This window comes from Autumnicola musiva (assembly GCF_031846585.1).
GTDB classification, from domain to species: domain Bacteria; phylum Bacteroidota; class Bacteroidia; order Flavobacteriales; family Flavobacteriaceae; genus Autumnicola; species Autumnicola musiva.
The window spans coordinates 116,750-143,061 of record NZ_JAVRHK010000008.1 but is presented as its reverse complement, the minus strand read 5'-3'; the positions used below and the strand labels follow the sequence as shown (position 1 = coordinate 143,061).

Annotated in this window: 22 protein-coding genes and 2 tRNA genes; 5 read left to right on the top strand and 19 right to left on the bottom strand. The window is 36.8% G+C overall.

Going from position 1 to position 26,312, the window contains the following annotated elements; all coding sequences use genetic code 11:
• The 16 genes from RM539_RS12220 to flxA all read right to left on the bottom strand — a co-directional run bounded on the left by RM539_RS12220 (position 1) and on the right by flxA (position 16,068).
• A complete protein-coding gene (locus RM539_RS12220) occupies positions 1-1,668 on the bottom strand; it encodes a C45 family autoproteolytic acyltransferase/hydrolase (protein WP_311503683.1) in 1,668 nt (555 codons plus the stop codon).
• 3 nt (positions 1,669-1,671) lie between these two features.
• Positions 1,672-4,668, bottom strand: a complete 2,997-nt coding sequence (locus RM539_RS12215) for an MMPL family transporter (RefSeq protein WP_311503682.1) — start codon at positions 4,666-4,668, stop codon at positions 1,672-1,674.
• A complete protein-coding gene (locus RM539_RS12210) occupies positions 4,669-5,871 on the bottom strand; it encodes a DUF2062 domain-containing protein (RefSeq protein ID WP_311503681.1) in 1,203 nt (400 codons plus the stop codon).
• A gap of 78 nt (positions 5,872-5,949) precedes the next feature.
• Positions 5,950-6,309, bottom strand: coding sequence for an ApeI family dehydratase (locus RM539_RS12205; protein ID WP_311503680.1), 360 nt, complete (start codon positions 6,307-6,309; stop codon positions 5,950-5,952).
• 88 nt (positions 6,310-6,397) lie between these two features.
• Positions 6,398-7,021 (bottom strand): flexirubin biosynthesis/transport protein LolA2, encoded by a 624-nt coding sequence (gene lolA2, locus RM539_RS12200; protein ID WP_311503679.1) that lies wholly within the window; start codon positions 7,019-7,021, stop codon positions 6,398-6,400.
• Positions 7,008-7,778, bottom strand: coding sequence for a polysaccharide deacetylase family protein (locus RM539_RS12195; RefSeq protein WP_311503678.1), 771 nt, complete (start codon positions 7,776-7,778; stop codon positions 7,008-7,010). Before RM539_RS12195 ends, lolA2 begins: the two co-directional genes overlap by 14 nt.
• Entirely contained in the window at positions 7,775-8,839 is a 1,065-nt protein-coding gene (locus RM539_RS12190; protein WP_311503677.1) for a beta-ketoacyl synthase chain length factor, read from the bottom strand. Before RM539_RS12190 ends, RM539_RS12195 begins: the two co-directional genes overlap by 4 nt.
• Entirely contained in the window at positions 8,829-10,019 is a 1,191-nt protein-coding gene (locus tag RM539_RS12185) for a beta-ketoacyl-[acyl-carrier-protein] synthase family protein (protein WP_311503676.1), read from the bottom strand. The genes RM539_RS12190 and RM539_RS12185 overlap by 11 nt, the downstream gene beginning before the upstream one ends.
• Before the next feature lie 3 nt (positions 10,020-10,022).
• A complete protein-coding gene (locus tag RM539_RS12180; RefSeq protein ID WP_311503675.1) occupies positions 10,023-10,280 on the bottom strand; it encodes a phosphopantetheine-binding protein in 258 nt (85 codons plus the stop codon).
• Positions 10,273-10,896 (bottom strand): hypothetical protein, encoded by a 624-nt coding sequence (locus tag RM539_RS12175; protein WP_311503674.1) that lies wholly within the window; start codon positions 10,894-10,896, stop codon positions 10,273-10,275. The genes RM539_RS12180 and RM539_RS12175 overlap by 8 nt, the downstream gene beginning before the upstream one ends.
• A complete protein-coding gene (locus RM539_RS12170; protein ID WP_311503673.1) occupies positions 10,871-12,016 on the bottom strand; it encodes a beta-ketoacyl synthase N-terminal-like domain-containing protein in 1,146 nt (381 codons plus the stop codon). Before RM539_RS12170 ends, RM539_RS12175 begins: the two co-directional genes overlap by 26 nt.
• Entirely contained in the window at positions 12,017-12,433 is a 417-nt protein-coding gene (locus RM539_RS12165) for an acyl-CoA thioesterase (RefSeq protein ID WP_311503672.1), read from the bottom strand.
• Position 12,434: 1 nt separating this feature from the next.
• A complete protein-coding gene (locus RM539_RS12160) occupies positions 12,435-12,884 on the bottom strand; it encodes a hotdog family protein (RefSeq protein WP_311503671.1) in 450 nt (149 codons plus the stop codon).
• Between the two features lie 9 nt (positions 12,885-12,893).
• The gene (locus tag RM539_RS12155) at positions 12,894-13,772 is read right to left on the bottom strand and encodes a lysophospholipid acyltransferase family protein (protein WP_311503670.1); all 879 of its coding nucleotides are present in this window, start codon (positions 13,770-13,772) and stop codon (positions 12,894-12,896) included.
• A gap of 3 nt (positions 13,773-13,775) precedes the next feature.
• Positions 13,776-14,507, bottom strand: a complete 732-nt coding sequence (gene flxB, locus RM539_RS12150; RefSeq protein ID WP_311503730.1) for a flexirubin biosynthesis SDR family reductase FlxB — start codon at positions 14,505-14,507, stop codon at positions 13,776-13,778.
• A gap of 28 nt (positions 14,508-14,535) precedes the next feature.
• Complete coding sequence (gene flxA / locus RM539_RS12145) at positions 14,536-16,068, bottom strand: flexirubin biosynthesis tyrosine ammonia-lyase FlxA (protein ID WP_311503669.1); 1,533 nt, start codon at positions 16,066-16,068, stop codon at positions 14,536-14,538.
• 145 nt (positions 16,069-16,213) lie between these two features.
• On the opposite strand from flxA, the gene RM539_RS12140 reads away from it, so the two are divergent.
• The 4 genes from RM539_RS12140 (at position 16,214) to RM539_RS12125 (ending at position 19,274) form a co-directional block, all read left to right on the top strand.
• Positions 16,214-17,452, top strand: a complete 1,239-nt coding sequence (locus RM539_RS12140) for an NAD(P)/FAD-dependent oxidoreductase (protein ID WP_311503668.1) — start codon at positions 16,214-16,216, stop codon at positions 17,450-17,452.
• Positions 17,453-17,618: 166 nt separating this feature from the next.
• A tRNA-Ser gene (locus RM539_RS12135) sits at positions 17,619-17,700 on the top strand.
• A gap of 35 nt (positions 17,701-17,735) precedes the next feature.
• Positions 17,736-17,810: transfer RNA gene (locus RM539_RS12130), tRNA-Pro, on the top strand.
• 216 nt (positions 17,811-18,026) lie between these two features.
• A complete protein-coding gene (locus RM539_RS12125) occupies positions 18,027-19,274 on the top strand; it encodes a site-specific integrase (RefSeq protein WP_311503667.1) in 1,248 nt (415 codons plus the stop codon).
• Between the two features lie 573 nt (positions 19,275-19,847).
• On the opposite strand, the gene RM539_RS12120 is transcribed toward RM539_RS12125, so the two are convergent.
• From RM539_RS12120 to RM539_RS12110, 3 genes are all read right to left on the bottom strand, one after another.
• Entirely contained in the window at positions 19,848-20,351 is a 504-nt protein-coding gene (locus tag RM539_RS12120; protein ID WP_311503666.1) for a hypothetical protein, read from the bottom strand.
• A 22-nt stretch (positions 20,352-20,373) separates the two neighbouring features.
• Positions 20,374-21,516 (bottom strand): DUF4221 family protein, encoded by a 1,143-nt coding sequence (locus tag RM539_RS12115; RefSeq protein WP_311503665.1) that lies wholly within the window; start codon positions 21,514-21,516, stop codon positions 20,374-20,376.
• 155 nt (positions 21,517-21,671) lie between these two features.
• The gene (locus tag RM539_RS12110) at positions 21,672-22,901 is read right to left on the bottom strand and encodes a hypothetical protein (protein ID WP_311503664.1); all 1,230 of its coding nucleotides are present in this window, start codon (positions 22,899-22,901) and stop codon (positions 21,672-21,674) included.
• 959 nt (positions 22,902-23,860) lie between these two features.
• Between RM539_RS12110 and RM539_RS12105 the strand changes: the two genes are divergently transcribed.
• Positions 23,861-25,612 carry a restriction endonuclease gene (locus RM539_RS12105; RefSeq protein WP_311503663.1) on the top strand — a complete coding sequence of 584 codons (1,752 nt, stop codon included), beginning with the start codon at positions 23,861-23,863 and terminating at the stop codon, positions 25,610-25,612.
• Positions 25,613-26,312 lie beyond the last annotated feature (700 nt).

Here is a 26,312-nt window from a genome sequence, read left to right as displayed (position 1 = left end):
TTAAATCTTTCGGTAACTTTGCTTCAACAATTTCTCTACCTCCTCCTCTTCAGGCACAGAACTTATTTCCCGGCGCTTAGCCTGTTTCAGGTCAATAATTGCCTTTTTGTAATCCTTTTGCTGAAAATAATAAGCCCCGGCAAGATAATAAGCCTTCCAGAAATGCGGATTCAGCTGTTTTAAATGCTGAATTTTATCTTCTGAAATAGTTTCTTCAGCTGAAATTGCATTGAAAACTTCATAACTCAATTTTCTGAATTCTTCATATTTTTTGAAGTTTTCAGAATGGACAAATTCGTCTTCAGGAATGGTTTTTTCAGCATTTGCCACACTTTTCTCCACGTTTCCCTGTTCAAACCTGGCAAACACTTCATCTAAATCATAAGCTACAAAAGCTCCTAATTGATAAGGGTTGGCAGAAATCCAGACCTGGTTTTCTTCAGGCTTAAAAATAATGCCGTGATGCGCCAGTAACTGGTTTATAGCTTTTTCATTGCCATAGCCAATATTCTCCCCGTGTAAACCATTTTTATTCCGAAGAACGGCCGCAGCTTTTTCAGGAGTAAGTTTATTTTTCTCCTCCAACAATTCCTGCATTCTTTCGTAGCGATAAGCAGAATGGCTTTCCTCTATGGTTTTTAAATTCCTCTGGTCTTCAGCATAAGCTTCACTTTGAAAATGGTTGCTGCATACCAGTTCATCCTGATTTTCCACTTCATAAACCCCGAAATTTTTAGGCGAAACTTCAATGAGAATGGCTTTGCGCTCTTCCGCACTTCCAACCATAATAGCTTCAGATACAAAAACTTCCCTTTTTTTGGCAATTTCAATGGCCTCGTTAGTGTTGGCAGCATACTGTAAGATTTCGCGCGCCACAAGTGTAACCGGAGTTTTAGCGATAAGCGGGATTTTAGATTTTCCGGCATTAATGGTCACGCTAACACCTTTTTCATTCATGCCGCTTACCACGCCAATCATTCCGCCCCAGGAGTAGGACATGAATTTATAGCCACTATCCGGATTCACAAAAGAGACAATCTTTTCCTCCGAAAATTCATCGCCGGCATAAAAATCAAAATTTCGTCCTAAAAGAAGTTCTCCATCGGCAGTTTTTTTATCCCATGCAGCAAAGGACGTACAGCCCACCAACATCAGGTCCTTTAAAGCGTGGCCAATGTCATGTGCACCATGAAAATAAAGCATCCTCACATAAGCCGGGGCAAATTCATCATATTTTTTAAGTCCAAAACGGGAAACGCCATAAATCTCCTCCTTGTATTCTTCAGTTACATGTAAATACATTTTTCGGTTAAACCAGGAGATCATTTTCTTCAGGAAACTTTGATAAGTTTGAGAGGGTACCAATTCATCAATTTTGCCCATAAAGGCATTTTCCTGTTTATGGATAAGGTCCTGCGTAAGGCTGCCGTTAGCCAGCCCTCTTTCCAACGCATTCCCTTCAATATAAAGCTCCCAAATCCCATACTTGTTCTTGATGAGATTGTTGTTTCCCAGGGAAAAATGAGTGGAATCATGAGCTGTACGTACAGTATCAATGGTTTCTATTCCTGAAATATCAGGACGGTCTGCCATAGATTTTTTTACTCCACAACCAACCAGTTGGAGCAGGGAAACAAAAAGAAAAATATTTTTTATGAAATTGGCCATTTTTCAGGAAAGCTTGCTGAGTTCAATAATATTGTTTTGACGGTAATGGATTTCAAAATTTAAATCCAGGATCCAGCGGTAAGAATATTCAGGATCAAGAATAATTACTTTTTTGGCCGTTTTTGAAATCATTTTCTCAAGGTCATTACGAAGATTGGTATTTGCAGTTTTCCCAATGATGAAGATTTCGGCGGTTTCCATTTCAGCAAGCTCATTTGTAAAATTAAGCAGGTTATGGCCATTGCGAAAGGTATTTTTCGCTATTCTTAACCTGGAATCTTCTGTTTCAAAACCAATAATCTTGTTTTCAGGATGTTTATAACTAAGATAAATAGCCAGCATCCCGTAGCCGGAATTATAAACCGCCACTTTTTCATTATTTCCTATAAATCCTGAAATTTTTAAATAGCGCTCCCTTTCTTCAGAAAAAGTTTTGCGCATTTCAGCATAAACCGATTTAAAGCGGTAATTATCCAATACCAGCTTTTTAAAATATAGCTGATTTTTAAAGGAGCCTTTCTTTTTAGGATTAGAAATAAGATTCCTTATCCTGAAGGGTGCCAGGCCTTTCCTCGTCCTTTTGTGGAACAGAAGGTCAAAAAGAAACGCCTGGAATACAAAAGCAACGACAACCGCAGTGAGCACTCCAATAACTGAAACTATGGAAACCGATCTTAATGCAGGATGTTGGGCGAAAATTAGTGCACCTATTCCCAGCAAGGTGGTAATAACTGAAATAAGTATCGAAGTACGATAGGTTTTTAAGGCAGGTCTGCCTTCTTCATATTCTTTTAAAGCACCATTGGTGATAAAAATACTATAATCCAGGCCGAGGCCAAAAATAAAAGTGGAAATGATAATGTTCAAAATATTAAACTCAATACCAAACACGCTCATAATTCCAAGAGCGATTACCCAGGTAATTGCAATGGGCAGCATGGTAAGAAAGCTTAGTTCCAGGTTCTTGTAAAACAGAAGAAGAATCAGAAAAACGGCAAATATCGAAATACCAATCAGCTGATTGAAATCATTTTTAAGATTCCCCAAAAAGCTCTGGTTGATCTGTTTCCGGTCTATCACCACAACACCTTCTGTATTCTCCAGTTCTGCTGAAAAGTCCAGCGAACTACCTTCCGGGAGGTTTACAGTAGTGGTGACCGTAGAAAAATCGGGGCTAACAGAAATAAAATCATTAAGATATAAATTTCCTGTATTGCGATAAGCGTCCAGTAAAATTGGATCAAAATCTTTTTCAAGCTGACGATAAAAAGTATTAAAACTCTCTTTTTTAAACCCGAAATTATCCGACTTCTCTATCAGATCTTGTTTCAATTGTTCTTTTTTCCCGCCATTCCAAAATTCCTCCCAATTCGTTATTCTGGTGGTTTGGGTATTGGTAGACAGCACTACTCCCCCAATACTGCTGAAATTTTCAATTTTGCCCTGCTCATGCAAGTCACCAAGCCTGGTGTAAAGATTGTAATTATGAAGCAAAGCCTCGTCTACATTATTCCCGTAGCTCACCAGGAAAATTGTTTTGCCCGACCTTCCGGCAATTTCCAGAATCTTCTCTTCAGCATTTTTTATTTCCTGTGGCTCATAATTTAAGCTGGCAATGTTACTGTTGAACCGGACATTGGTAAAAAACAGCAGTCCGCCTAAAAAAAGGAATATAACAATAATTACCAGGCTTTTCTTTTTATGTAGGTCTATGGAGGCAAATTTATCCAGAAAAGTAGGTTTCTCCTTTTCAAGCGATGCAGGGATTTTGTAAAGCAACGGAACCAGGATAAGTGCAAAAGCAGAAGCAAATACAACGCTTACGGCAGCAAATATCCCCAAGTCATTCAAAGCTTTGCTCTGCACAAATATCAGGCATAAAAAAGCAACCGCCGTGGTAAGGCTGCTCATTAAAACCGGCCGGGTTACTTCCCTGTAAAGTTGTTTGATATCATTATTATTCCTGTAGTGTGTAAGAATATGTAAGGCATAATCTAAACTTATTCCAAGAAGAATTGCTCCAATTCCCAGGGAGATAGCCGAAATTGTTCCCTTGAAAAAATAAAGGAATGCTACGGCCACCAAAGCGCCTAGAATACTCGGAATAAAAAGAATAAACGGTATATAAATTCGCCTGTAAAAAAATACAAGCAACAGCAGCAGTACTGCCACGGCAATGGAAATAGTGATTCTTATATCAGATTTTATCCTGTTTGCATTGGCCAGCGAATACAGCACTCCACCAAAAAAGTCCCCTTCTACATCTTCATATTTTTCATCAAGAGAAGATTGAACTTCTTTTAACTTGCTGATAAAAGTTTTGTTGTTATTGGTTTCTGAAGCCGGTAAAGACGGGGTGAGAAACAATAACAAATGCTGATGGTCTTTTGTAAGTAAAAAGTTATTGTAAAGCTCATATTGATTGCCCACCTGTAACTCCCGAAGTTTGTTCAGGCCAAGAGTGGTGATGGAAAGCGGATCTTTAAAAATGAATTCCTTGGTCACAAGGCCGGTGGGAGAAATAAGATTGCGGTAATCTTTCTTTAAATAATATTCAATGCTGTCTTCGGTTATACGCGAATTTATTTTCTGGTAATCTTCAGCATTTAAAAATAAGGGCAAATGATTATAAACAAAATCATATACTTCCAGCACCCCTTCTTCAGATAATTCTCCTTCAACTTCTTCTATATACTCGGGCAGTTTTTCATGAAGCGAATCAACAAACTCTTCAGCATAACGGGTAAGACGATCTGGATGTGTTTCTTCGGAAGAAGCCGAAATAGTTACAATGATTTTATCTGAAAAGTCAGTTTCATCTAAAACACGGCGCAGCACATCCTGTTTTTCTCCTGAAGGGATTAATTGGGTAATATCTTCTTCCAGATTAATTTTGGAAGCAAAAAAAGCCAGGACAGCCGCCAGAATAATAAGTATGGAAAACCCGGCCAGCTTCTGCCGTTTAAAGAAATAATGAATTTTCAGAAAAAAATTATACATCTAGGGCTTTATAACCTGTTTAGGGTTGATAACCGAAAATAAGAAATAAAACACAATCCATATAAGTAATGCAGCAAAACCTGCAAGGGCAAAACTTCCCAACACATAATGCCAAAGGCCCTGGAAAACTTCAGCTGAACTATCAAAGTTATCAGGGTCTATTTCCCAGTTAAAGCCTTTGCCAGACAGCAGGGAGCCTACCTGATAACTTCCGTAGACAATAAAAGGAATAAGCGGCGGGATGCTGATATTGGAAAATAAAAAAGCAATGACTTTATTCAAGTTGAAAATTGCTGCAAAAACAAAAACCAGCAGGGTATGCAGTCCCCAAAACGGAGAAATACCCACAAATACGCCCAATGCAATGGCTGCAGCTTTTTTATGAGGCGGCTCCTGACTTTTAACAATATCCTCTTTCCAAAACCTGCCAAAACCCTTTCTCCTGAAATCCTGATATTTATTGCGCGGATGAATGTAGAAAAAACTTACCAGCACAAACCACATATACAAGAGCGTAATACGGGTAATATCCCAGAATGGCCTGAAATGAGTCACACGATTTTCAGCATAAATAACTTTTATGGGAATATTCTTTACTTCTACTTTTCGCCATGCAGCTTTTACGATAATTTCGATTTCGAATTCAAATTTTCGTGTAAAAATCTTTATATCATTCACCACTTTAAGCGGGTAAAGCCTGTAACCACTTTGCGTGTCGAATAACTGTGTACCGGTAACTACTAAATACCAGAAGTTTGAAAATTTATTTCCGGTAGAACTTTTTCCTGGAATTCCTTCCCGCCCCATGTTACGGTCTCCAACTAAAAGTAATTCGGGATCTCCCGGTTTCCGGCTTTCCAGTTCTTTTAGAAAAACATCAAGATCATCGGGATAATGCTGCCCGTCACTATCTATGGTAACTGCATAAGAATAGCCTAATTCTTCAGCAAATTCAAAACCCCTGTTGAGCGCCACACCCTTTCCGCAGTTTTTATCAAAATGCAAAACTTCTAAGTCCGGGAACTGTTTTAGGACTTCCTTTGTAGCATCTGTAGAACCATCATTAACAACTATAAGATTACTGGTATACAGCAGAAGATCCTGAAGAACGCTGGCAAGCGTACCCTCGTTATTGTAAGTGGGAATTAAGACACAACAATTGAAATTGTTGAACCTGGATTGGTATATTGGCGAATTACTCAATATTTTTGGCTTTAAATGCAAAAATATCATTTAAATCCAAAATGCCATATACTTTACAAAAATATGAATAATACCCTCCTAATTATAAGAGGCATTTATTTTTAAAGCGACACATCCATTATGTTTAGCTATTCCTTTTAAATTCAAGGCATTAAAGTTTTCTTCGGTTTCCAGTTCGAGGATAAGAACATCATCTACATTTGGATCTACCACAGCCATAAATTTCACATTTGAAGCTTTGGAAAATTGAAGTTTTCTTCCGGTTTGCCGCTCCATTTCTTCTTTAAACAAATGCATTAAAACAACTCCCGGCGTAACAGGACGATCTGGAAAATGGCCTTTATAAAGGACATGGTCTTTATTGATCCTTATCTGTGTGATAATTTTCCCCTCTTCTTTCGTAGATTGAATTACTGAATAGAAATCCTTTAGCAACATCGGCCTTTTGTTTAATTTATTCTACTAAAATAGGCAGAATTTTCAGATAAGACTTTAGAAAGGCATATTGACAGGAAAAACAATTAGGTTAATGCTGAAATACAGAACCATCCAGTGGCTGGTTCAGTTGAACATTTTTCAGGCGGATCTCTGTAGAATCTCCCCCTTCGTCAATTAATTTGACCGATTGTACCAGGTGTTCATTATTGAAACGTATTAAAATTTCACTGAACATTTGAGCAATATCCTCATCTTTAGGGTGCAGGCTGGTACAAATCTGAGTTTTTTCCCAAAAGTAAATCACTTCAAAATTCTCTGTTTTTTCCAGCAGTTTGCCATTCATAGTTTCAGAAATCATATTTATTATTTTTCCGAAGAGCTTATTGCCGGAAGCCTCTGTAATACTTTTTTCACCTCCATCATTAATATATAATTTACCATCCCTGTAAAGAATAGTATATTGAAAAGGTTCGGAATACTGCCACTTGATAATATTTGGAGAACGGAAGAAAATTTGCCCTTTACTTTGGGCATCTTTGGTGATCATTTCCATATGCTTGGTCTGCACAAAATCTGCCTGCAGGGTTTGCAGATCTTTGGCCTGTGCAGCCACCTGCCGCTGAAATTTTTCTTTTTCAGCTTCATTAAGTTTGTTTTCCTGTGCTGCCAAGTTCAGGGCTACGAAAAACACCAAAAAATTAAGTATACGCATCTATATCAAATAAATTATCTGCCCGCACAACCTGGAAATTGTGCTTCTGCAGATATATCAACAATTGTTCCAACACTTCTGCCGTTACCGGCTTATTATCATGCAAAAGAACCACATCTCCGGATTTAAGCTTCTTTTTTATCCTTTTCAGAATAATTTCTTCAGAATTTAAGATAGCATCATAAGATCTTACACGCCAGCCAATTACTTTATGCCCCGTAATTTTTAAGGCCCGTTTTGTTTTTGGATTTATTACCCCAAACGGCGGCCGGAACAAATTCATTTTAAGTCCTGTTACCCGATGCACTATTTCATCACATGAGCGAATCTCTTCTAATACCTGGCCTGCCTTTAGAAACCCCATTTTCCGGGTATGGGTATAGCTATGATTGCCAATTATATGGCCACGCGCAATTATTTCCTGTAAGATTTCAGGATGCTTTTTTACGTTTTTACCAATACAGAAAAAAATTGTTTTAACCTGAAATTTATCCAGAATATCCAGAATCCTTAGGGTATTCTCTACCGGCCCGTCATCAAAACTCAGAGCGATTTTTTTCTCTGAAACCACCGGATTATTATGATGTGCCTTTACAAAAAAATTAAAACGGATATTCGTGGAAACCACCAGCAAAAATAGGATGTAAATAATGGCAAAAGCCACAACCGGCGCCACAGAAAGATCATTGAAAAGTAAAACAACCGCTACGATTAGCAGAAGTAGAATTATTACGGTATTTATAATCCTGAAGGTCAAATTTTGCTTACCAAAATAAAACTGTGATTGCTCCCAAGGTACTGATTGTATATTAAAATATGCTTCGGAAGAGTGGCCTTAACGGCATTCAGCTTTAAAATTTCAGGAATTTGTCCACCTTTAAGAATTTTCGCCGCAAGTGATACCGCATACCCTGAAACCGTATTATAATCACCTGTTAAATGTTTATAGCCCAGCTGAATGGTTTCTTTAAATAATCCTAACTGCAAATTCTGATAAAAACCGTCAAACCTCGAATCTCCGTTGTTGCCGAAAATCAACATATCAATATCTGAAGGATTAAGCAGATTGCTTTTGAGAAAATCACTCACTTCAGAAGTCAGACATTCTTCTGAAACAGAATGGATAATTTTAAGGTCCCGGAGGACCGCATAAGATTTTTCTAAAAGCTTATTAGACAGTGCAAAAAAATGAGCTCCTTCCGAAGTTATCGTTCCGGGAGAATCAGATGCTAGCAGTGCCAGATTGGAAATATTTTCATTTTTAAGCTGCCCGTCCAGGTAATAAAAAGGTGTCGATTTTTTGGCAATTTCCTCTACCCCTCCTACCAATATATGCTTTTCCTGGTTGGTTTCAGCAAAATAAAGAAGGGCATCCAAAAAAGCCGATTCCAGGGAAGCCGAATTTTGTGTATACGTTACATTATATCCCGTACATTTTAAATTCAAAGCAATCTGGCCGCCCACCGTATTATGGGTGGATTGGATAAAAGCTGTAGGTGAAAGTAGCTCCTCGTCCTGATCCAGCATATTTTGTAAAAATTTTTCGGTATCCTGTTTACAGCCTTCTCCCGTTCCGGTAATAATGGCGTCAGGAATTTCTACATTTGCCTCTTTTAAGGCGCGCTTAGCTGCAACCAGTCCCATTTTTACTGCTTTAGACATTCGGCGCAGCATTATTGGCGGGATGTATTCTTTATAATTCGGAGCCAGGGCAGTAATAATACTATCATGATATTCTAAAGGAGCTTCGGAAAAAGGTGCATTTTCAGGCTGGGCCGAAATACTGCAAATCCCATTGATGTAGATATTATTTTCCATTCCTGCTGAAAATTAAAGAAGTACAATTTCCGCCGAAACCAAAAGAATTGGAAAGCACATGCTGAAGTTCTTTTTCTGAAGTTTTCTGTACCGGCACTAAAGCTGTTTCCTCCATAGAATGTTCAAAATTGGCATTTTTAAACATCATATTATTTTGAAGGGAAAGCAAACTATAGACGGCTTCAAGCGCTCCCGCAGCGGCCAGAGTATGTCCTGTAAAAGCCTTGGTGGAACTAAAATCGGGTATATTGTCTTTGAAAATCCTTTTAAGCGCACGGCTTTCTGAAAGGTCATTATTGATTGTGGCCGTGCCGTGGGCATTGATATAAGAGATAGCTTCAGGAGACAATCCGGCTACTTCAAGTGCTTTTTTCATTGCAAGAAAAGCGCCCTCCCCGGTTTCAGAAGAAGCAGTTTGATGAAAAGCATCATTGGCATTGCCGTAGCCACTCACCCGCCCCAGTACCGGTTTTTCAGCTAATATATCATCAGCTTCGAGAATAAGATAAGCAGCACCTTCTCCCAAATTAAGTCCGTTACGCCTGTTATCAAAAGGCCTGCAAACTTCCGAAGAAAGAATTTTCAAGGAATTAAAGCCATTCAGTGTAAATTTAGAAAGACAGTCGCTTCCACCAACAATAACCCTTTTTAAACGCCCCGATTTTATCATTCTCGCGCCGAGCATAATTGCATTAGCTCCCGAGGAACAGGCCGTACTTATTGTAGTGACAAAATTCTTTATTACGAAATAATCTGCTATCTGGCCTGTGGTAAAACCCGGATGCTGCGCTTGTATATAACGCAGGTTTTCGGAATTTTCACCGTACTCATTGAAAAATTTTTCAGTCATGTCTATCCCGCCAACACTGGTACCGGAAATCAGGCCAATTTCATGTTCATTCGGATTTAATCCTGCGCCGGAAAGTGCTTCTTTAATGGCTAAAACTGCCAGTAATGCCGCTCTTGTATAGCTGTTGTTATGCGGAAGGCTGAGCATTTCATATAACTGGGTATTAGAAATTTTTATTTCTCCAACAGGAATGCCTTTATGAAGAGTTTCCAGTATTTCGGGTTTGGAAATTCCGCAATTCCCGTTAATCAAATTTTGATAATTCCCGCCAACATCTCTGCCAATGGAAGAAATTATTCCGATTCCGGTAACGGCTACCCCTGCATCCATTTGCTACATTGTGCGATTTTCTTCTATAAATTCTGCCATTCGGTTTACCGAAGCAAAAATTTCCTTTCCCTGTTGTGGTTCGGTAAGTTTAATGCCGTAGTCCTTCTCAAGTAGTACTATTAGTTCAAGGGCATCTATGGAATCGAGTCCCAGCCCGTCACCAAAAAGAGGCTCATCATCTGCAATATCCTGAACCTTTACATCTTCAAGATTCAGTTGCTCAATTATGTTTATTTTTAACTCAGTGCGCAAATCACTCATTGTCAAAATAGTAGGTTTTTTGAAGATTTTCTTCGGTAAAAGGAATTTTTCCATTTTCCGAAATCAAGATCAAAAATACATCATATTCTTTATTTTTCAAGTCCAGCCAGCCACAAACCGCTGCGGGAGACATCTCATTTTTCAATAATCCGGTTGTATAAGTGTGGATTAAATGCGGATTAAATTTTTCTGATACAAAAAATGCATTCTCACTTTGCAACCGGTGCCTGATGCTTATTTCCCCCAGGACAATATTTGGCAGCGTATAAACAAATAAAGAAGGCGATGGAAAATCCTCCATAGAAGCCCTGTACTGGCGATCCGTTTCCATACTGGACGCGGAATTTGAGAAAATAAGAGCAGTATCCGGAGAAACATATTTATCCTTCAGGAGCACTTCCGAAGCCAGAAATCCGAGCTTACTCAGGACGTCCATTTTGTGAAATTTCGGATATTTTACTTTCAGGTTTTTGAAGAATTCTTTTATAAAAGCATCAGGTTCCTGTATATGGTCCCTTCTGAAAATTTCTTCGCCATTCCTGTAAACCACGTTGCTTTTAATTGCTACTAAAGCTTCTATAAAAAACGGCTTATCTCCCATTTTTCTCTTTTTCAAAAATTAAAGATAGATTGCATCCTCCAAAGCCCGAAGCAGTTTTAAGGGCAAAACTCAGTTCTTCTTTTTCATATTGACGGATGATATTGAGAGGTTTGGAAACTCCAGATTCTTCAAAATTAAGAGAGCAGTATAGTTCATTATTAAGAAGGGAGTGCTTGGTGATAATGCTTTCCACTAAAGCTGATGCCCCAAGAGTATGCCCGTAATACCCTTTAAGGCTATTTACCGGCACATGGCTTAACCCGGACCGAGATAAGGCAATGGCTTCCATCTCATCATTATAAGGAGTTGCTGTTCCATGAGCAGAAATATAATCTAAATCTTCAGGTTGCAGACCAGATTGCTTTAATACTTTTTGAATAGTTTTAAAAAGCCCTTCTCCCGTGCGGGATGGCCCGGAAATATGATTGGCATCATTAGCCGAACTTCCTGCAATAAGTGCGATGTTATCCTTTTCTTTTCTTTCTGAATTCAGCAGGACAGCCGCCGCTGCTTCTCCCAGGCTTATTCCGCTCCTGCTTTTTGAAAAAGGTTTGCAGGGAACTGCGCTCACGGCCTGGAATGAACTAAAACCGGAAAGCACAAATTTTGAAAGTAAATCCCCCCCAACTACTATCACTCTTTGAAATTGCCCTGAAGTAATCAAATTTTTTCCCACGATAAGGGCAAGACCACCAGAAATACACGCATTGGAGACAACAACGGGTTCTGCTTTAAATCCAAAATACTCACCTATGCTCTTAGCTAATTCAGTTAGAAAAACTTTTTTGTTCAGCAGTCCTTCCGCTTCAAGTAAATCTATATTCCCTTTAGTGGTAGAAATTACGAGTCCGCAATTGTTAAAATTCAGATCAGGATTTTTTTTCAGGATTTCATGTACTGCAAGAATCATCATTTTTTCAAGCCGGGTAAAATCAGAATTATCAGCTATTTTATCAAATGAGTTTTCCAGTTTTTTTTCTTCTATAATCCCTCCATAAAATTCTTTGGCTGACAAACTATTTTTTTGATGAAGCTTAAGTCCCGAATATTCTTCTTTTATGGCCTGCAGATTTTCAGCAGTAGAAAATCCCAGCGGGGAAATAATAGCATCGTCATGCAGGTAAACCTTCTTCATTTATATCAAATCCATTTTCTTTTTCCAATCCTGGAAGAATGGCGGATTTACAAGAACCAATTTCCCGTTCTGCGTAAAAACCTGAATGGTTTTCCCGGTACAGATGAGTTCATTGCTTTTTATAATCCGGTACTCAAATATTATTTTAGCCGCCCGGGAAGGTACAAAAGTAGTTTCCACCGTAAAAACATCGCCATACTTCAACGGTAAAAAATGTTCACATTCTGTTTTAACTATAGGCGTGGCATATCCTTTCTCTTTTACGTCTAGATAAGAAAATCTGTGTTTCCGGCTAAAATCCTCTCTTCCTTCTTCAAAATATTTAAAATAATTGCCATGCCAGACAATTTGTAAGGGGTCGCATTCATGGAACCTTACGCTTAAATCTATTTTAGATTGCAATATTTGCTGCGGCATCTTAATCTACGGTTACCGTTTTCATTTCGGAAGTGGCAATAATATTACCATTTTCATCCTCTGTACGCGCTGTGACCAGGGTAACTTTCATAATTTCGTGGAGAATTTCGACATAAGTGGTAAGTTGGCTGCCTGCTTCTGGCAATTCCAATACTTCCACAGTTTTTATGGCTCCAATAAAACCAGTTTTTGGTTTGTCCAAACCTGATATAAATCCCTGATAACCACGGTGAAGCGACATACTTTGTGCCATATGTTCAATAACTCCGGGTTCTGAAAAAATGCCATTTTCAACCAAAAGGTTATCGGTTGGGATGCTAAAACCCATCTTTCCCGTAACCGCAGTATATTCATATAAACTGTCCACCATAACAAAAGGCGGCTTCTGCGGGATTAACTTTAGTATTTGTTCCTTTTCAAGGATAGGTTCTTTAAGTAAATTTTCTGCCATAGATCAAGTTTAACTGAAATCATTCCAATAATCATAATAATTGAACCACTGCTGTGGGTATTTTCTCACCATTTTTTCCAGATTCTCAAGATAACATTTTAGTAGTTCCCGTGGAGCGTTTTTTTCAGATTTAAAAGGCCTGGCATAGAAATGATAATGAAATTTTTTTTCTCTCATCAAATGAACAAATAAAACGGGAATTTTGTTGCGAATAGCTAGTTTAAAAGGCCCCCGTGGAAATTGCACTTCTCCTCCCATGAACATTTCAGAATAGGTTTTTGTATGTGCCATATATCTGTCTGCCGCAAACACCAACAGTTCATTGTTCTTCAGGGCATTATTTATTTTAATAATATGGGAAAGGTCATCCTGCATCACAATAATATTTACAGCAGCTTTTCCGGTAACAGAATCCACATAACTTTTAATTTCCCGATGCTCGAGATCTGAAATTACAAGGTTCACCACGGCTTCAGTATGCTTTTCATCAAAAAAATGCCTGGCAAGATTAAAATTACCAATATGGGCAGTGAGCAAAATTCCTCCTTTTTTCTGCTTAAGCAGGCTTTCTATATATTCAATTCCATCAAATTCAAAAGTGTATTTTTTCTTTAAACCGATTGTAATTGCAAGGCGGTCCAGCTGTACCCTTCCAAAGGTAAAATAACTGCGATACACGTTAAAAGCGGAATTTAGCGCGGAATAATTCAGTCTTCTTCGGAAGAAATAATAAACACTTTTGGTTGAATTATAAGCAAAAAACACAAAATAGGCGGCTACGAAAAGTAGCACAAAATAGGCAGGATAAAGACCGAAAGTTTTAATTATAAAAACATAGATCCTGAAGCCCAGAAGTGTGCCGCGCGATTTCCCTTGCCAGGCTGTCATAAATTAAGAATATAATCCTCCGTTAATATTAATCACCTCTCCTGTAATATAGGAAGCTTTTTTTGAAGCTAAAAAACTCACCAGATTGGCCACTTCTTCTGCTTCCCCAAAACGCTTAAGCGGAATAAGTTTTTTAAATTCATTTTGATCAAAATCTTCCGTCATTTCCGAATTTATAAAGCCGGGGGCCACTGCATTTACAGTTACTTTCCTCTTCCCAATTTCCTGGGCAAGCGCTTTTGTTGCAGCAATTAATCCGCCTTTGGCCGCTGAATAATTTACCTGCCCGGCATTGCCCTTAAGTCCGGAAAGCGAAACAATATTTATAATACGCCCATAGCGCTTACGCAGCATATCCTTCAGTAAAGGCTGCGTCACATTATAAAATCCATTTAAAGAAGTGTCTATAACAGTATTCCAATCTTCTGGTTTCATCCACATAAAAAGTCCGTCTCGAGTAATACCGGCATTGTTTACAATTACTTCTATTATTGCTTCGGGATTTGCTTTTTTCCAGTTCTCAAAAGCGGCAGTTGTAGCTTCGGCTTTTCCCACATCAAATTGTAAAATATGACAATTTACTCCATTCGCTTCTATAAGAAGTTTGGTTTCTTCAGCGGCCTTATGATTCTTATTAAAATTCAGCAGAATATTGTATTGCAGTTCCTTCGCCAGTTGTAGCGCAATGGCCCTTCCTATTCCGCGGGAACCTCCTGTTACCAATGCATATTTCATACTTATATTATTCATTATTTCTAAAACTTCAATAGGCGTCCCACTTTTTAATGTGCTCCTTTACTTTGGAAATAACAGGATACATAACCACGTCCTCTTTTAATGGCGGGATGATCCCGGATAAAATTTCGAATTGTTCCCGGGTTTTACCGGATAATTTATCTCTAAAATCGAGATATCTTAAAGCCTGGACAATAGTGATTAATTCAACCGAAACTACTTCAAAAGCATTTTCTATAACCGTTTTAGTGATGTTGGCAGCATTTGTTCCCATGCTTACAACATCCTGATTATCATTATTATTTGGAATGCTATGAATATACATGGGATTGGATAGCGTCTGATTTTCAGCAGTAGTAGAAACTGCCGTAAACTGGGAGCCCTGCATTCCAAAATTAAGTCCCAGTTTTCCTAAATTAACAAACGGAGGCAAAATATCATTCAGCTTATTATTTAGCAGATAATTAAGCTGGCGCTCTGCGAGCATAGATAATTTTGTAATTACAAGTTTAAGTTTATCCATTTCCAGCGCCACATAATCCCCATGGAAATTGCCGCCGTGATAAACCTGCTTTTGCTTAAAATCGATTATTGGATTGTCATTGGCCGAATTTACTTCCTCAATTAAAATTTTTCCAGAATTTTCAATGGTGTCATACACCGGGCCCAGAATTTGAGGAACACAGCGCAGACTGTAATATTCCTGCACCTTTTCACTGAAATAAGTGTTTTTATCGGCAGCTTCAGTATATAAATGTTCAGTCCTGTTGCGGGTAAGCTTACTGTCTTTTAAATGTTCCCGCATTTTTTTCGCAATTTCCCGCTGCCCCTTATGCTGTTTTGCAGCGTTTAATTCTTCTGAAAAATGATCGTCATAAGCCTGCACGATTTCATTTATTGCTGAAGAACAAAAAATTGACCAGTCCAACAAGCGCTGTGCATAAATAATGTTTACAATGCCAATTCCCGTCATGGCTGAAGTTCCATTAATAAGAGCCAGGCCTTCGCGTAATTCAATATTAACAGGTTCAATATTTAATTCTTTAAAAACATGAGCTGTAGAACACCTTTCATTTTTATAAAAAACCTCTCCTTCCCCTATCAGTACAAGAGCGAGGTGCGCGAGTTGCACCAGATCTCCCGATGCCCCTACTCCCCCATGTTCAAAAATAAGTGGCGTGATATTATTATTTATAAGAGATTCCATAGTTTTTGCCACGGAAGTATGTACCCCGGATTTTCCCAGCGAAAGGGTATTTAACCTTGCCAGCATCAAAGCTTTTACAGAAAGCGGTTCAAGCGGTTTTCCTGTTCCTGAAGAATGACTCCTTATTAAATTATATTGTAGCTGAATTTGATCTTTATCGTCAATTTTATACTGTGCCATAGGGCCGAAACCGGTATTAACGCCATAAATTATTTTGTTCTTTGAAAATTCCCTAAGAAACTGAAAACTCTTCTGCATCTCCTGAAGTTTTTCGGGAGCAAGTTCTACGGAATCATTTTCAAACAGTATCTTGAAAAAATCGTGAAGTTGAAGTGCTTCTTTTATCTGGAGCATAAAGAAAGATGGCTACTGGGTTTAAATAAGGGGTGTTAAAGCATTTAACAAATGTAGTATATTTGATGCGCATTTAAAACCAGGATTGGCAGAACATACCTACAAAAATTAACTAAAATAATTCTCTTTCACATAATCATGAAATATGGAGCGCGAAAAAACTGATGTTCTGATAATTGGTGCCGGGCCGGCAGGAATAATTTCAGCTGCATTTCTTCATACAAACGGAATTAAAGTAAAGGTTGTGGAAAAATCCCAATTTCCACGCTTTACTATTGGCGAAAGCCTGATCCCCAGGGTGATGGATAATTTTGAAGAAGCGGGCCTACTTGAGGTATTAAAGAATGTCGGATTTCAGAAAAAACATGGAGCGCGTTTTATCAAAGATGAAAAGGTGGCAGAATTTGACTTCAGCAAAAAGTTTGGGAAAGGCTGGGATTGGACATGGCAGGTACCCAGAGCCGATTTTGACTTTATTTTAGCCGAAGCGGCACAGCGAAACGGAGTGGAAATCCTTTTTAAAACCACAGTTAAAGAAGTTGCTTTCCACGGAAAAAAATCTCTTACCAAAATCCAAGGTAAAAACGATGATTTATCTGAAATTGAAGCGGATTTTATTATAGATTCCAGCGGATATGGCAGGGTGCTTGCCGAAAAGCTGAATTTAGAAGCTCCGCCGCAAATTGCTTCCCATTCATCTGTTTTTACGCATGTTAATGAAATAAACCGACCGGCAGGAAAGGAAGGGGAACAGATTACATTTGAAATTTTAGACACACAGGTATGGTTCTGGTATATCCCCTTCTCCAACGGCAATACAAGCCTGGGTTTTGTGGCACCTAAAAAATGGTTTGATAAATTCAGCAATGATCAAAAAATTGCTTTTCAGGAAATGTTGCAGTTAACTGAATATTATCATGGAAGGTTTGATGATACAGACTTTCTTTTTGAACCCGTAAAGGTTGAAAACATTTCCAAAAACGTCACCCGCCTATATGGAGATGGCTTTGTGCTTACCGGCAATAGTGCAGAATTTCTGGATCCCGTATTCTCTTCAGGAGTCGCTTTTGCCACAGAATCGGGCTTACTGGCAGCAAAGCTAATTCTAAGGGAATTTAAAGGAGAGAATATTGACTGGCAAAAAGAATATGCCGACTACATGAAAAAAGGAGTTGCTGTTTTCCATACTTACGTAAAAGAGTGGTATTCAGGTAATCTTCAAAAAATCATGTTCCATTCTGCACCAAACGAGAAGATAAAGGAAAAGATATGCGCTGTATTGGCCGGTTATGTCTGGAATCAGGAAAATCCTTTTGTAAAAAAACATGAAAGGATTTTACAAAATTTGGCAAAGCTGATTGAAATGGAAGGTTCGGGAAATTAATTTGAAAAATGCCCACACCCTAATATTCTGAAGTAAAAGTGTTTAAATAATACTACAGCTTTTGTTTACTTATTTGTAGCTGAAAAATGAATAGAAAGTTTGGAAGGTAAATAAGTAAAACCTACATTTGCATCCGCAAAAACATTTGCATAGTTCATTATATAACGGAGAGGTGGCAGAGTGGTAATGCAGCAGCCTGCTAAGCTGTCATCCTTCGGGATGCCCGGGTTCGAATCCCGGTCTCTCCGCAGTATCGCGTTCCAGTCGCGATTAATAAATTACTCGGGGTGTAGCGTAGCCCGGTTATCGCGCCTGCTTTGGGAGCAGGAGGCCGCAGGTTCGAATCCTGCCACCCCGACGAACCTTCTTTAAAAGGATATAAAAACACTGTTAATCTATTGATTTTCAGTGTTTTTTTGTTTTTACGATATCATTTGATATGGTTTGATATCACCCTATCCAGTGAATGATTCGGTGAATACTTTCTTTCCAGCATTTCACTATCTTAGAATGATCATTAGATTGATTTGACTTTCGTCTTTAACACTTATTGTTTAACTTAAAGACATTCGAAATGCCTGATTTTACTACATTCTCCGTACTTTTCTTCACAAGAAAACTCAACCGGAACAAAAAAGAATTATCTATTTACGCCCGTATTACGGTAAATGGAAAATGCGCTGAAATGAGCCTAAAAAGGAAAACTTCAGTTAATGAATGGGATAGTTCTAAAGGACGACTTAAAGGAACTTCCCCCAGGATTAAAACATTAAACAGTTATTTAGACCAGGTTTATTCCAAATTACTCGACACCCAAAAGAGAATTCTGGATAAAGATACCTTAATCACTGCCGATAAAGTCAAAGCTTCCTATCTTGGGTTAGATGAAGAGCATAAAACCCTCAAGGATATTATTAAGTATCATAGCCAGACAATGAAAGGAGTCCTTAAATGGGGTACGCTTAAAAACTATAATACCACTGCCAAATACCTGGACGAGTTTCTAAAAAAGAAAAAGAAAACCAACGATGTATACCTAAAGCAGATCGACTACCAATTCATTACCGAATTTGAAATGTTTCTCAGGAATTACCGTGCTAAAAAAGCAAGGAAGACCTGTGGCACCAACGGGACTATGAAACACTTGGAGCGCTTTAAAAAAATGATCAACCTGGCCATTAAATTAGAATGGCTGGAAAAGAACCCTTTTCAGAATTATAAAATGAAGTTTGAGAAGAACGAACGTCAATTCTTATCGGAACGGGAATTAAAAATGGTCGAAGAAACGTTTTTTAAGAGTGAATCCCTGGAACGGGTTAAAGATATGTTCCTATTCTCCTGTTATACCGGGCTTACTTATGGTGAGCTTAAGGAGCTCACCAAAGATCATATCGTTAAAGGAATGGACGGTAAAAACTGGATATCTACTAGACGCGAAAAAACTAATGAACCTGTAAAAGCTCCACTACTCCATAAAGCGGATATTATTTTAAAAAAATACCAGGATAAACGGTTTCACCTTGTTAGTGAGTATTTGTTTCCTGTGAGATCCAATCAAAAGATGAATGAATATGTAAAAAAAGTAATGAAAGCTTCAAAAGTGAGAAAACATATTACTTTTCATTCCGCGCGGCATACCTTTGCCACCACCGTAACCTTATCTAACGGAGTTCCCATTGAAACGGTATCCAAGCTTTTAGGACATACAAAATTATCTACCACTCAGATTTATGCACGGGTAATGGAAAATAAAATTAGCAGTGATATGAGCAATTTAGAAAAAAGAATGGCTAAGAAGGATAAAAAAATGTCGAAATCTTAATAGAAGTAGCTAATCAGGCTTAGCCAACGCTTATGTAGTGTCTAGTCAAATTAATGACCTCATTTATAAATTTCTTAAATTATAATTCAACTTTAAATAGGGAAAATTCAATCTTTAATTTGAAAGAAAATAATTGGTGATTGTTGAAATTAAAGCCCCAGCAATTATCTCCTTTTTTTATACCCTAACCAAAAATTTCTAGGTTGGAAATTTCATCATTTTGTAGTAATAAATCATACCGAAAGGAATTAGTAAATCCCTAAACTTAAATTTTTAGTAAAAAAATAATCTAAACTATAATTTATAGACCAGAATTTTGAAAACATCCAAAGACTGGAGGAGTTATTGGCCGGCTACCAGAAGGAGTAACGTATTTGCACGTACGGATACTGAAAAAATATAAGAATGATAAGTAAAATTAAGGTCAAGGACTGTTTCATGTTTTTTGCTTTCAGCTTGCAGGGTAACGTCTCGTATAATACTGTGCGAACGGGCGAGCGTGATTGTCCGCAGGACAATCCGCTAAACCAGCGAGTAAGGTGTTTCGATTCAATAACAAATTAAACATTGATTTTATACACTGTTGGCAGTTGCTTTTTTCGAATTCTCTTTCTCTGTCTTTAGAAAATGGTCGACATCTTCTTTCATTTGCTGTAAATCTATTTCAGGATATTCTTTTACTTCTATCTCTCCTGAACTAGAAATTATATAAATAGTAGGAGTTAACGGTTTGACGAGATTGTAATTATAGGCTTTTCCAGAAGTGTCAAATTGCAATTGGTTTTTGGCGATAAAGTCTTTTGATATAATATCTAATTTTCTTTTTGACCTACCAATAAGGACTAATGAAATCCTCTTTTCGTCTTTCATAGAATTGAAGTATGGAGTTAAGGCTCCTACCAATCCGGAACAGGCATCATCAGGTAGAAAAAAGTACAAATGTGATTCAGAAACTTCGTGAGTCTCTATATTCTTCTCTAGATATTTTGTCAATTTTTGATATCCTTCATTTGGCTGTTGGCAGCTATTCAAAAAAAGAATAGCCAAAATTAAATAAGTCTGTTTTAAATTTCCCATTTTTAAAATTTTAAGACACCAATCAGGTATCAAATTCAAATAAAGCATAAGATAATGTATTCTCATTGAAGAAATCGGAACCCTCGTTATTCGTCGAAATCCACAAACCACTTTCGGTTATGAAAAAGTCATTTGGATCATAGGTTTTATTTGGTAGCCTTTTCTCCATAATTTTATTTAGATTTTCGTCCAATACCATTATGGAAAGCGGCGCCAAAATATCATGGTTTCTTTGTCCATCACGGTTTTCTTCGGTTGGCAATGAAACCAATCTATAATAAATGTTCCTGTATTCGTCATAGATTATGCTTCGATACCTCGCAGTGCTTTTTAAGTATTTGAAGTATTTCGTCACATCTTGGAAATCACAATCTTTATAAGGTATAATTTCAGAAACGTGACTACTTTCGGCTGTATTTCTTTTCTCAATTACGGAATCTTTAGCTACATCATAAATATACAACGGAGAACCTGTTTGAAATGAAAATACGAGCTGGTTCTTACTGTTTTTGGTGAATGAAGGAGGAAATTGATGCTCAGACCAACAGTTTTGTGTGAAATATTCTGGGTAATGGATATTTAGAGTTCTGGTTTCGGTAGTCTCTAGGTTGTAAGAAGCAATCAAAGGTCTATTCCGAAATTCCGGATCACTTTGTCTGCTGTTTGGGGGGACGTACATAAATATTTCATTTTCAATTTTGACGGGCTTGAATGGATTTTTTGCGTAGAATCGTAGCTGCTGTAGTTCTTTTTCTGGCTCTGTAGAACAAAGAAGTGAATCACGAAGAGCAAGAATTATTTCTCCCCCTAAGGTGCCTATTAGAATAGAATCCCCAGCAAGAGGTAAAACCGGGCTGCCACCAAACCTTTCAACCCCTTGAAAGCTCAAGGATTCTTCCTTGACTTTTGAGTTCCAATTATATACGTCGACAGTTTTGTTTAGTCCGTTTTCTCTATATAAGTAGGTTGAATCTCCCCTTTTTACTATATGATTCTGTAAGCTCGCATAATATTCTTTCATACCAAGGGGAATATTAACAGTGTCTACGATATTCAATAAAGCATCATTTTCTGCAGATGATGTCATTAACACCTGATCGTTGCTATTATCATTTTTACAGGAAATAGTTAAACTAATAAGAATTAAAAAAATAACTTTTTTCATTTAATAAATTTTTGAGTTACTGACAACGTTCCGTATAAAAACTGTGCGGCGATTGCAGTAGATGATTTTCCACGGGAAAACACCCGTAGCAAAAACGCAATGAATTTCGATTTAAAACAGGTTTTAATATTGTTTTTATAGGCTGTTGGTAAGAGTTATTTTACTTTTCGTTCAAATTTAAACGACTCTTTTGCATTTGTGACTACAATTTCATAGACCCCCTCTTTCAAACCTAGATTACAGTCTTCTGTTTTATTCTCAATTTCTGTTATATCAACCGGAATTGCTTTGTTTATATCCTCTCCTTTTTTAAAAGCTAATACCATAATAGGATATTCTATCTCAATATTGTTCAAATTAATTGAAACATTTTTATTCTCATTTTCAAATAACCAACCTGGTCGCTCATCAATGTATTCTGTGTTTGGATGCAAAACAACCAGATCCGTCCAGGCTTCACCACGTTCGTATTTAAGGGGGCTGTTATTTTCGTCTATTAAAATTGTGGATTCTTGAATATTGAACGCCTTTAAAATTGGATGGTTGAATTTGGGTTGACTTCTTTCGCTATAAATTACTTGATTAACCGTCAAAGGATTTATACCGGTATATTCGGTTAATCTTCCGGCCATTGCCTTTTCCCACGATTTATGATTTCCTTCAAGAGCGTGGTCATAGCCACTATGAATTAGAAACTTTTCATTTGGTTTAGTCTTGATTTGATTTTGAATGTTCTTCGCTTGTGCAATTTCTCTTTGTTTACCATTTCTGCTATCCATATTGTCATAAGCGAATATTGTATAACCAATCTCCAAAGCCTCTCTGACTAGATTGCCAAATTGCGGATCTTTTATATAATGGCCAGTTTTAGCAACTGGATATTTGCGACTATTAAGTGTTGAATCTAAATTCTTCCCATTTCCCAAAGCTTCAAGGCCTAAATTTTTATATCCATGGTTGAATAGTTTTTTAAGGAGTGATTTAGTGAATACTCTATGAAATGAATTATGATGTGCTTCATTTATTATAACTACCTGATGGTTTTTTGCTTGATTGGTAATGTAATCGGTCGCTCTAGTTTTTGAATATTTTTGATGCAAAGAATCTATTTGTTCGTCCTTGAGATTTTTTTCACGTGTTCCCATTGCCATGTCCCAATGAAGCAAAGCATTTTGATAATCCCCTTTTGTGGCATAATCCGCGGCAGATAATTGATACTTCCAGGAAACCGTGTCTTGAGCAACTTTCTCTTCTATTTCATAGGAAAATTTATATTCTGGTGCAAAATCAATTTTTTCTATCTTATTTTTCGATTCCTCACAACTAGAAAATCCGATTAATATAAGGCTGACAAAAAGTATTTTTAATGTATTTTTTGAATTCATGAAAATTATTTTATTAAAGGATGAATTCAAAAATAACTAAATCATTAGTTTAAACTAATGATTTAGGTTAAAATTTTTTAATAATTATTGCCAACGTACGTACAAATGCACTGGTACATTTATATCATTTAAAAACCAAATTTAGGTTTTATTAAGAACACCTTAACAATGCCAAATAGTACAATTTGTAAGGTTTGTAAGGTTTGTAAGAATAGTTTGATTTTTTATACTATTCAAATTTACCATATACATTCAGCAATAAACCCTTAAAATTCAAAAGATTAGAATAAGTTGAAATATCAAAAATCCCATTCAGCACATTCCCCTTTCGTACCTCCAGAGTAAAGATCTTCGTTCAACAACAAACGGACACAAGTAAAAAACCGCCACCTTCCATTTCGCTTATTCCACAGAAAAAGCGGAAACGCTTCATTCCCGGTTCTGGTTTCTCACTTAAGTCCTCAAATTGAATTTCATAATTAATTTAATTCCCCTTCTTGCTACATCGGTATTCTATCTTTTTTGTAACAAAATTATTTTAAGTTTTTTCAGACTTTTTGATGAGCGAGTCTTATCAAGAATATTACATCATATAATTTGTAATACTTATTAGACTAGTTCTTATAGCTGCCATTTTTAGTAGTGAAGCGAATAAAAATGAGTAGCAAGAGGGTAACGGGCAGAGCCCCGTTACATTTTTATAACACATTCATTTTCAGTAACTTATATTCTAATTCAACTTAATTATTAGGCGAATTTGCGACAAATGGCTTGGGGAGCCGCATAAATAGGCTCGAATTTGCGACAAAAAGATAATGCTTCACTAAAGAGGAGTTAGAGTTTTTAGACAAGTGATAATTTAACCCCCAGGGTTGAGTTGTAATATTTTCTTACTTTTATCCTTACCAGAAGTGCCCTACTATTTCTGTACAATAAATTAGTATTTATTAAAATTATATATGGCACAAAACGAATTTGGTTATTTGCATTCCGAAAATTACTACGAAGAATTCACCAGGAGTTATGATGTACGCTTTGTAGCCGAGATTATGCATTTAGGGCTGAAAAAAGTCAGGACTTTAAAAGACTCCTCTTCCTATATTTTAGAAAATAAGGTAAAGCAACAATTTGAAACCTGGGACTCTCAGTATAATAGAGTGTTGCAGAAAGAAGATAAAGAAAAGAATGAAATAAATGCAATTCAATTAACAGAGGAGGCTAAAACTATTCAGGAATCCATAGAGTCCATACTTCACCATACTTTAGAAATTGATGATGCTGTAGAATGGAATTCTTTAAAAGATTTCTCAAATTTTGAAGAGATTCCACCTTCTAAACCCGAAGAACCACGTAAACCCGATCAATCAGAATACAAGTCTAAAATTGATCCTCCATCAAAAGGTCTTTTTAAACCCAAATTATCTCTGTTTGAGAAAATAATTCCTTCGTTAAAAGCAAAAAAAATACAAAAAGCTGAAGAAACCTATAATTTTTCATTAGAGAAATGGAAATCTGAAAATGATGATATCGAATACTATAATAGTATTATTGAACGCAGATATAATAACCAATTAGAGGAGTACCGTAAAAGACTTGAAGATTGGGACAAAGAGGTCAAGGCTTTTGCAAGCAGAAAAAAAGAATTTTATCAAAATCAGAAAGAGAATAATCAGGTGGTAGACGAACTTAAAGAAAAGTTTCACCAAAAGGATATTAATGCTATTAATGAGTACTTTGAGATCGTTTTAAATAATTCGGACTATTCAGCTTTTAACTTTCCAAAGGATTTTGAAGTAGAATATTTAGCAGATTCTAATACGTTAATAGTCGAATATTATTTACCAGATATCGAAGATGTCCCTACTCTTAAAGAAGTAAAATATATTGCTTCCCGAAAGGAACTTAAGGATGTTCATTTATCAAAAACTCAAAAATTAAAATTATACGATAGTGTTATTTATCAAATAATTATAAGGTCTATTCACGAACTATTCGAGGCAGACGTTATAAATTCAGTAGATTATATAACCTTTAATGGTTGGGTAGAATCAATTGATAAAGCTAAAGGTCAGAAAACAAACTGTTGTATAGCATCCATCCACGTTTCTAAAGAGGAATTTCTTAAAATTGATCTACAACACGTAGATCCCAAACTTTGTTTCAAAGGTTTAAAGGGAGTAGCAAGTACAAAAATTTATACACACACAGCTATAAAACCGATTCAAAATATTGATAAATCTGATAAACGCTTTATACATTCGAAGGATGTATCCGGTAATATTGAGGAAGGAGATAATTTAGCCACAATGGATTGGGAAGATTTCGAACACCTTGTTAGGGAATTATTCCATAAAGAATTTAGCTCTAATGGCGGCGAAGTTAAGGTTACCCAGTCAAGTAGAGATGGAGGCGTTGATGCCATTGCTTTTAATCCTGACCCTATTATGGGGGGTAAAATTGTAATACAGGCTAAGAGATATACTAATACTGTAGGAGTAAGTGCTATTAGGGATTTGTGGGGAACAACAATGAATGAAGGTGCTTCTAAAGGAATTATTGTTACGACCTCTAACTATGGACCCGAAGCCTACAATTTTGCAAAGGATAAACCTTTGAGTCTCATAAATGGTAGCAACCTCCTGTATTTAATGGAGAAACATGGTTATAATGTAAAAATTGATTTGAAAGCTGCTAAAGAAGCGGCGAATTAATTAGTTAAAAATTAAAGGGGAAATGACAGCAAGAGGATAACACGCTGCGCGATGTTGGGTCGTCATTTTCGGAAAATATAGGTCGTTATGAGTTTAAATGAGATTGAATTATTTTAGTTCTAAAAATTTGAAAATAATTTTTCACGGAAAAATCTTCCGAAGCCAGTAATAGCGGTAATTTTTTCACGGAAAAATAGATTAATCCAGTCATTCACCACTTTTACTTCCCTTGCGTAAAAACTCTAGTTCAGTAAAAGGGGTTCATTACAAGTTATCTTGGACACGAGCCAAAAAGCTTTAAAGATTAATGGTACATAGGATTATTCCGAAAGCTTTTTGACTTAAGTCAGCCTGTCAGCAACTAAAATTCTCCGATCAGGATTTCGGAGTTTCTTCTAAAAACCTTTTTATTTCACTTTGGTCTTCTGCTGTTAAAAGAAAAACCTTTGAGTTTAGCTTAATAATACATTTATATATTTAATCTCTGGAAATGGCAGAAATTTAAAACTATACCTATAACATAAACAATTTAGTTTTTAGGATTTGGGGAGTATTATATCTGTAAAACAAGACCCAACAAATGCTTTCAATAAATCAGCAATTTTCTATAGTTAAATAATGATTACATAGCTATAAATTAGTAGCTTTCTTATGGATAAACAAGAGGTTACATTTATTTTTTGATACTTACTAGAATTGA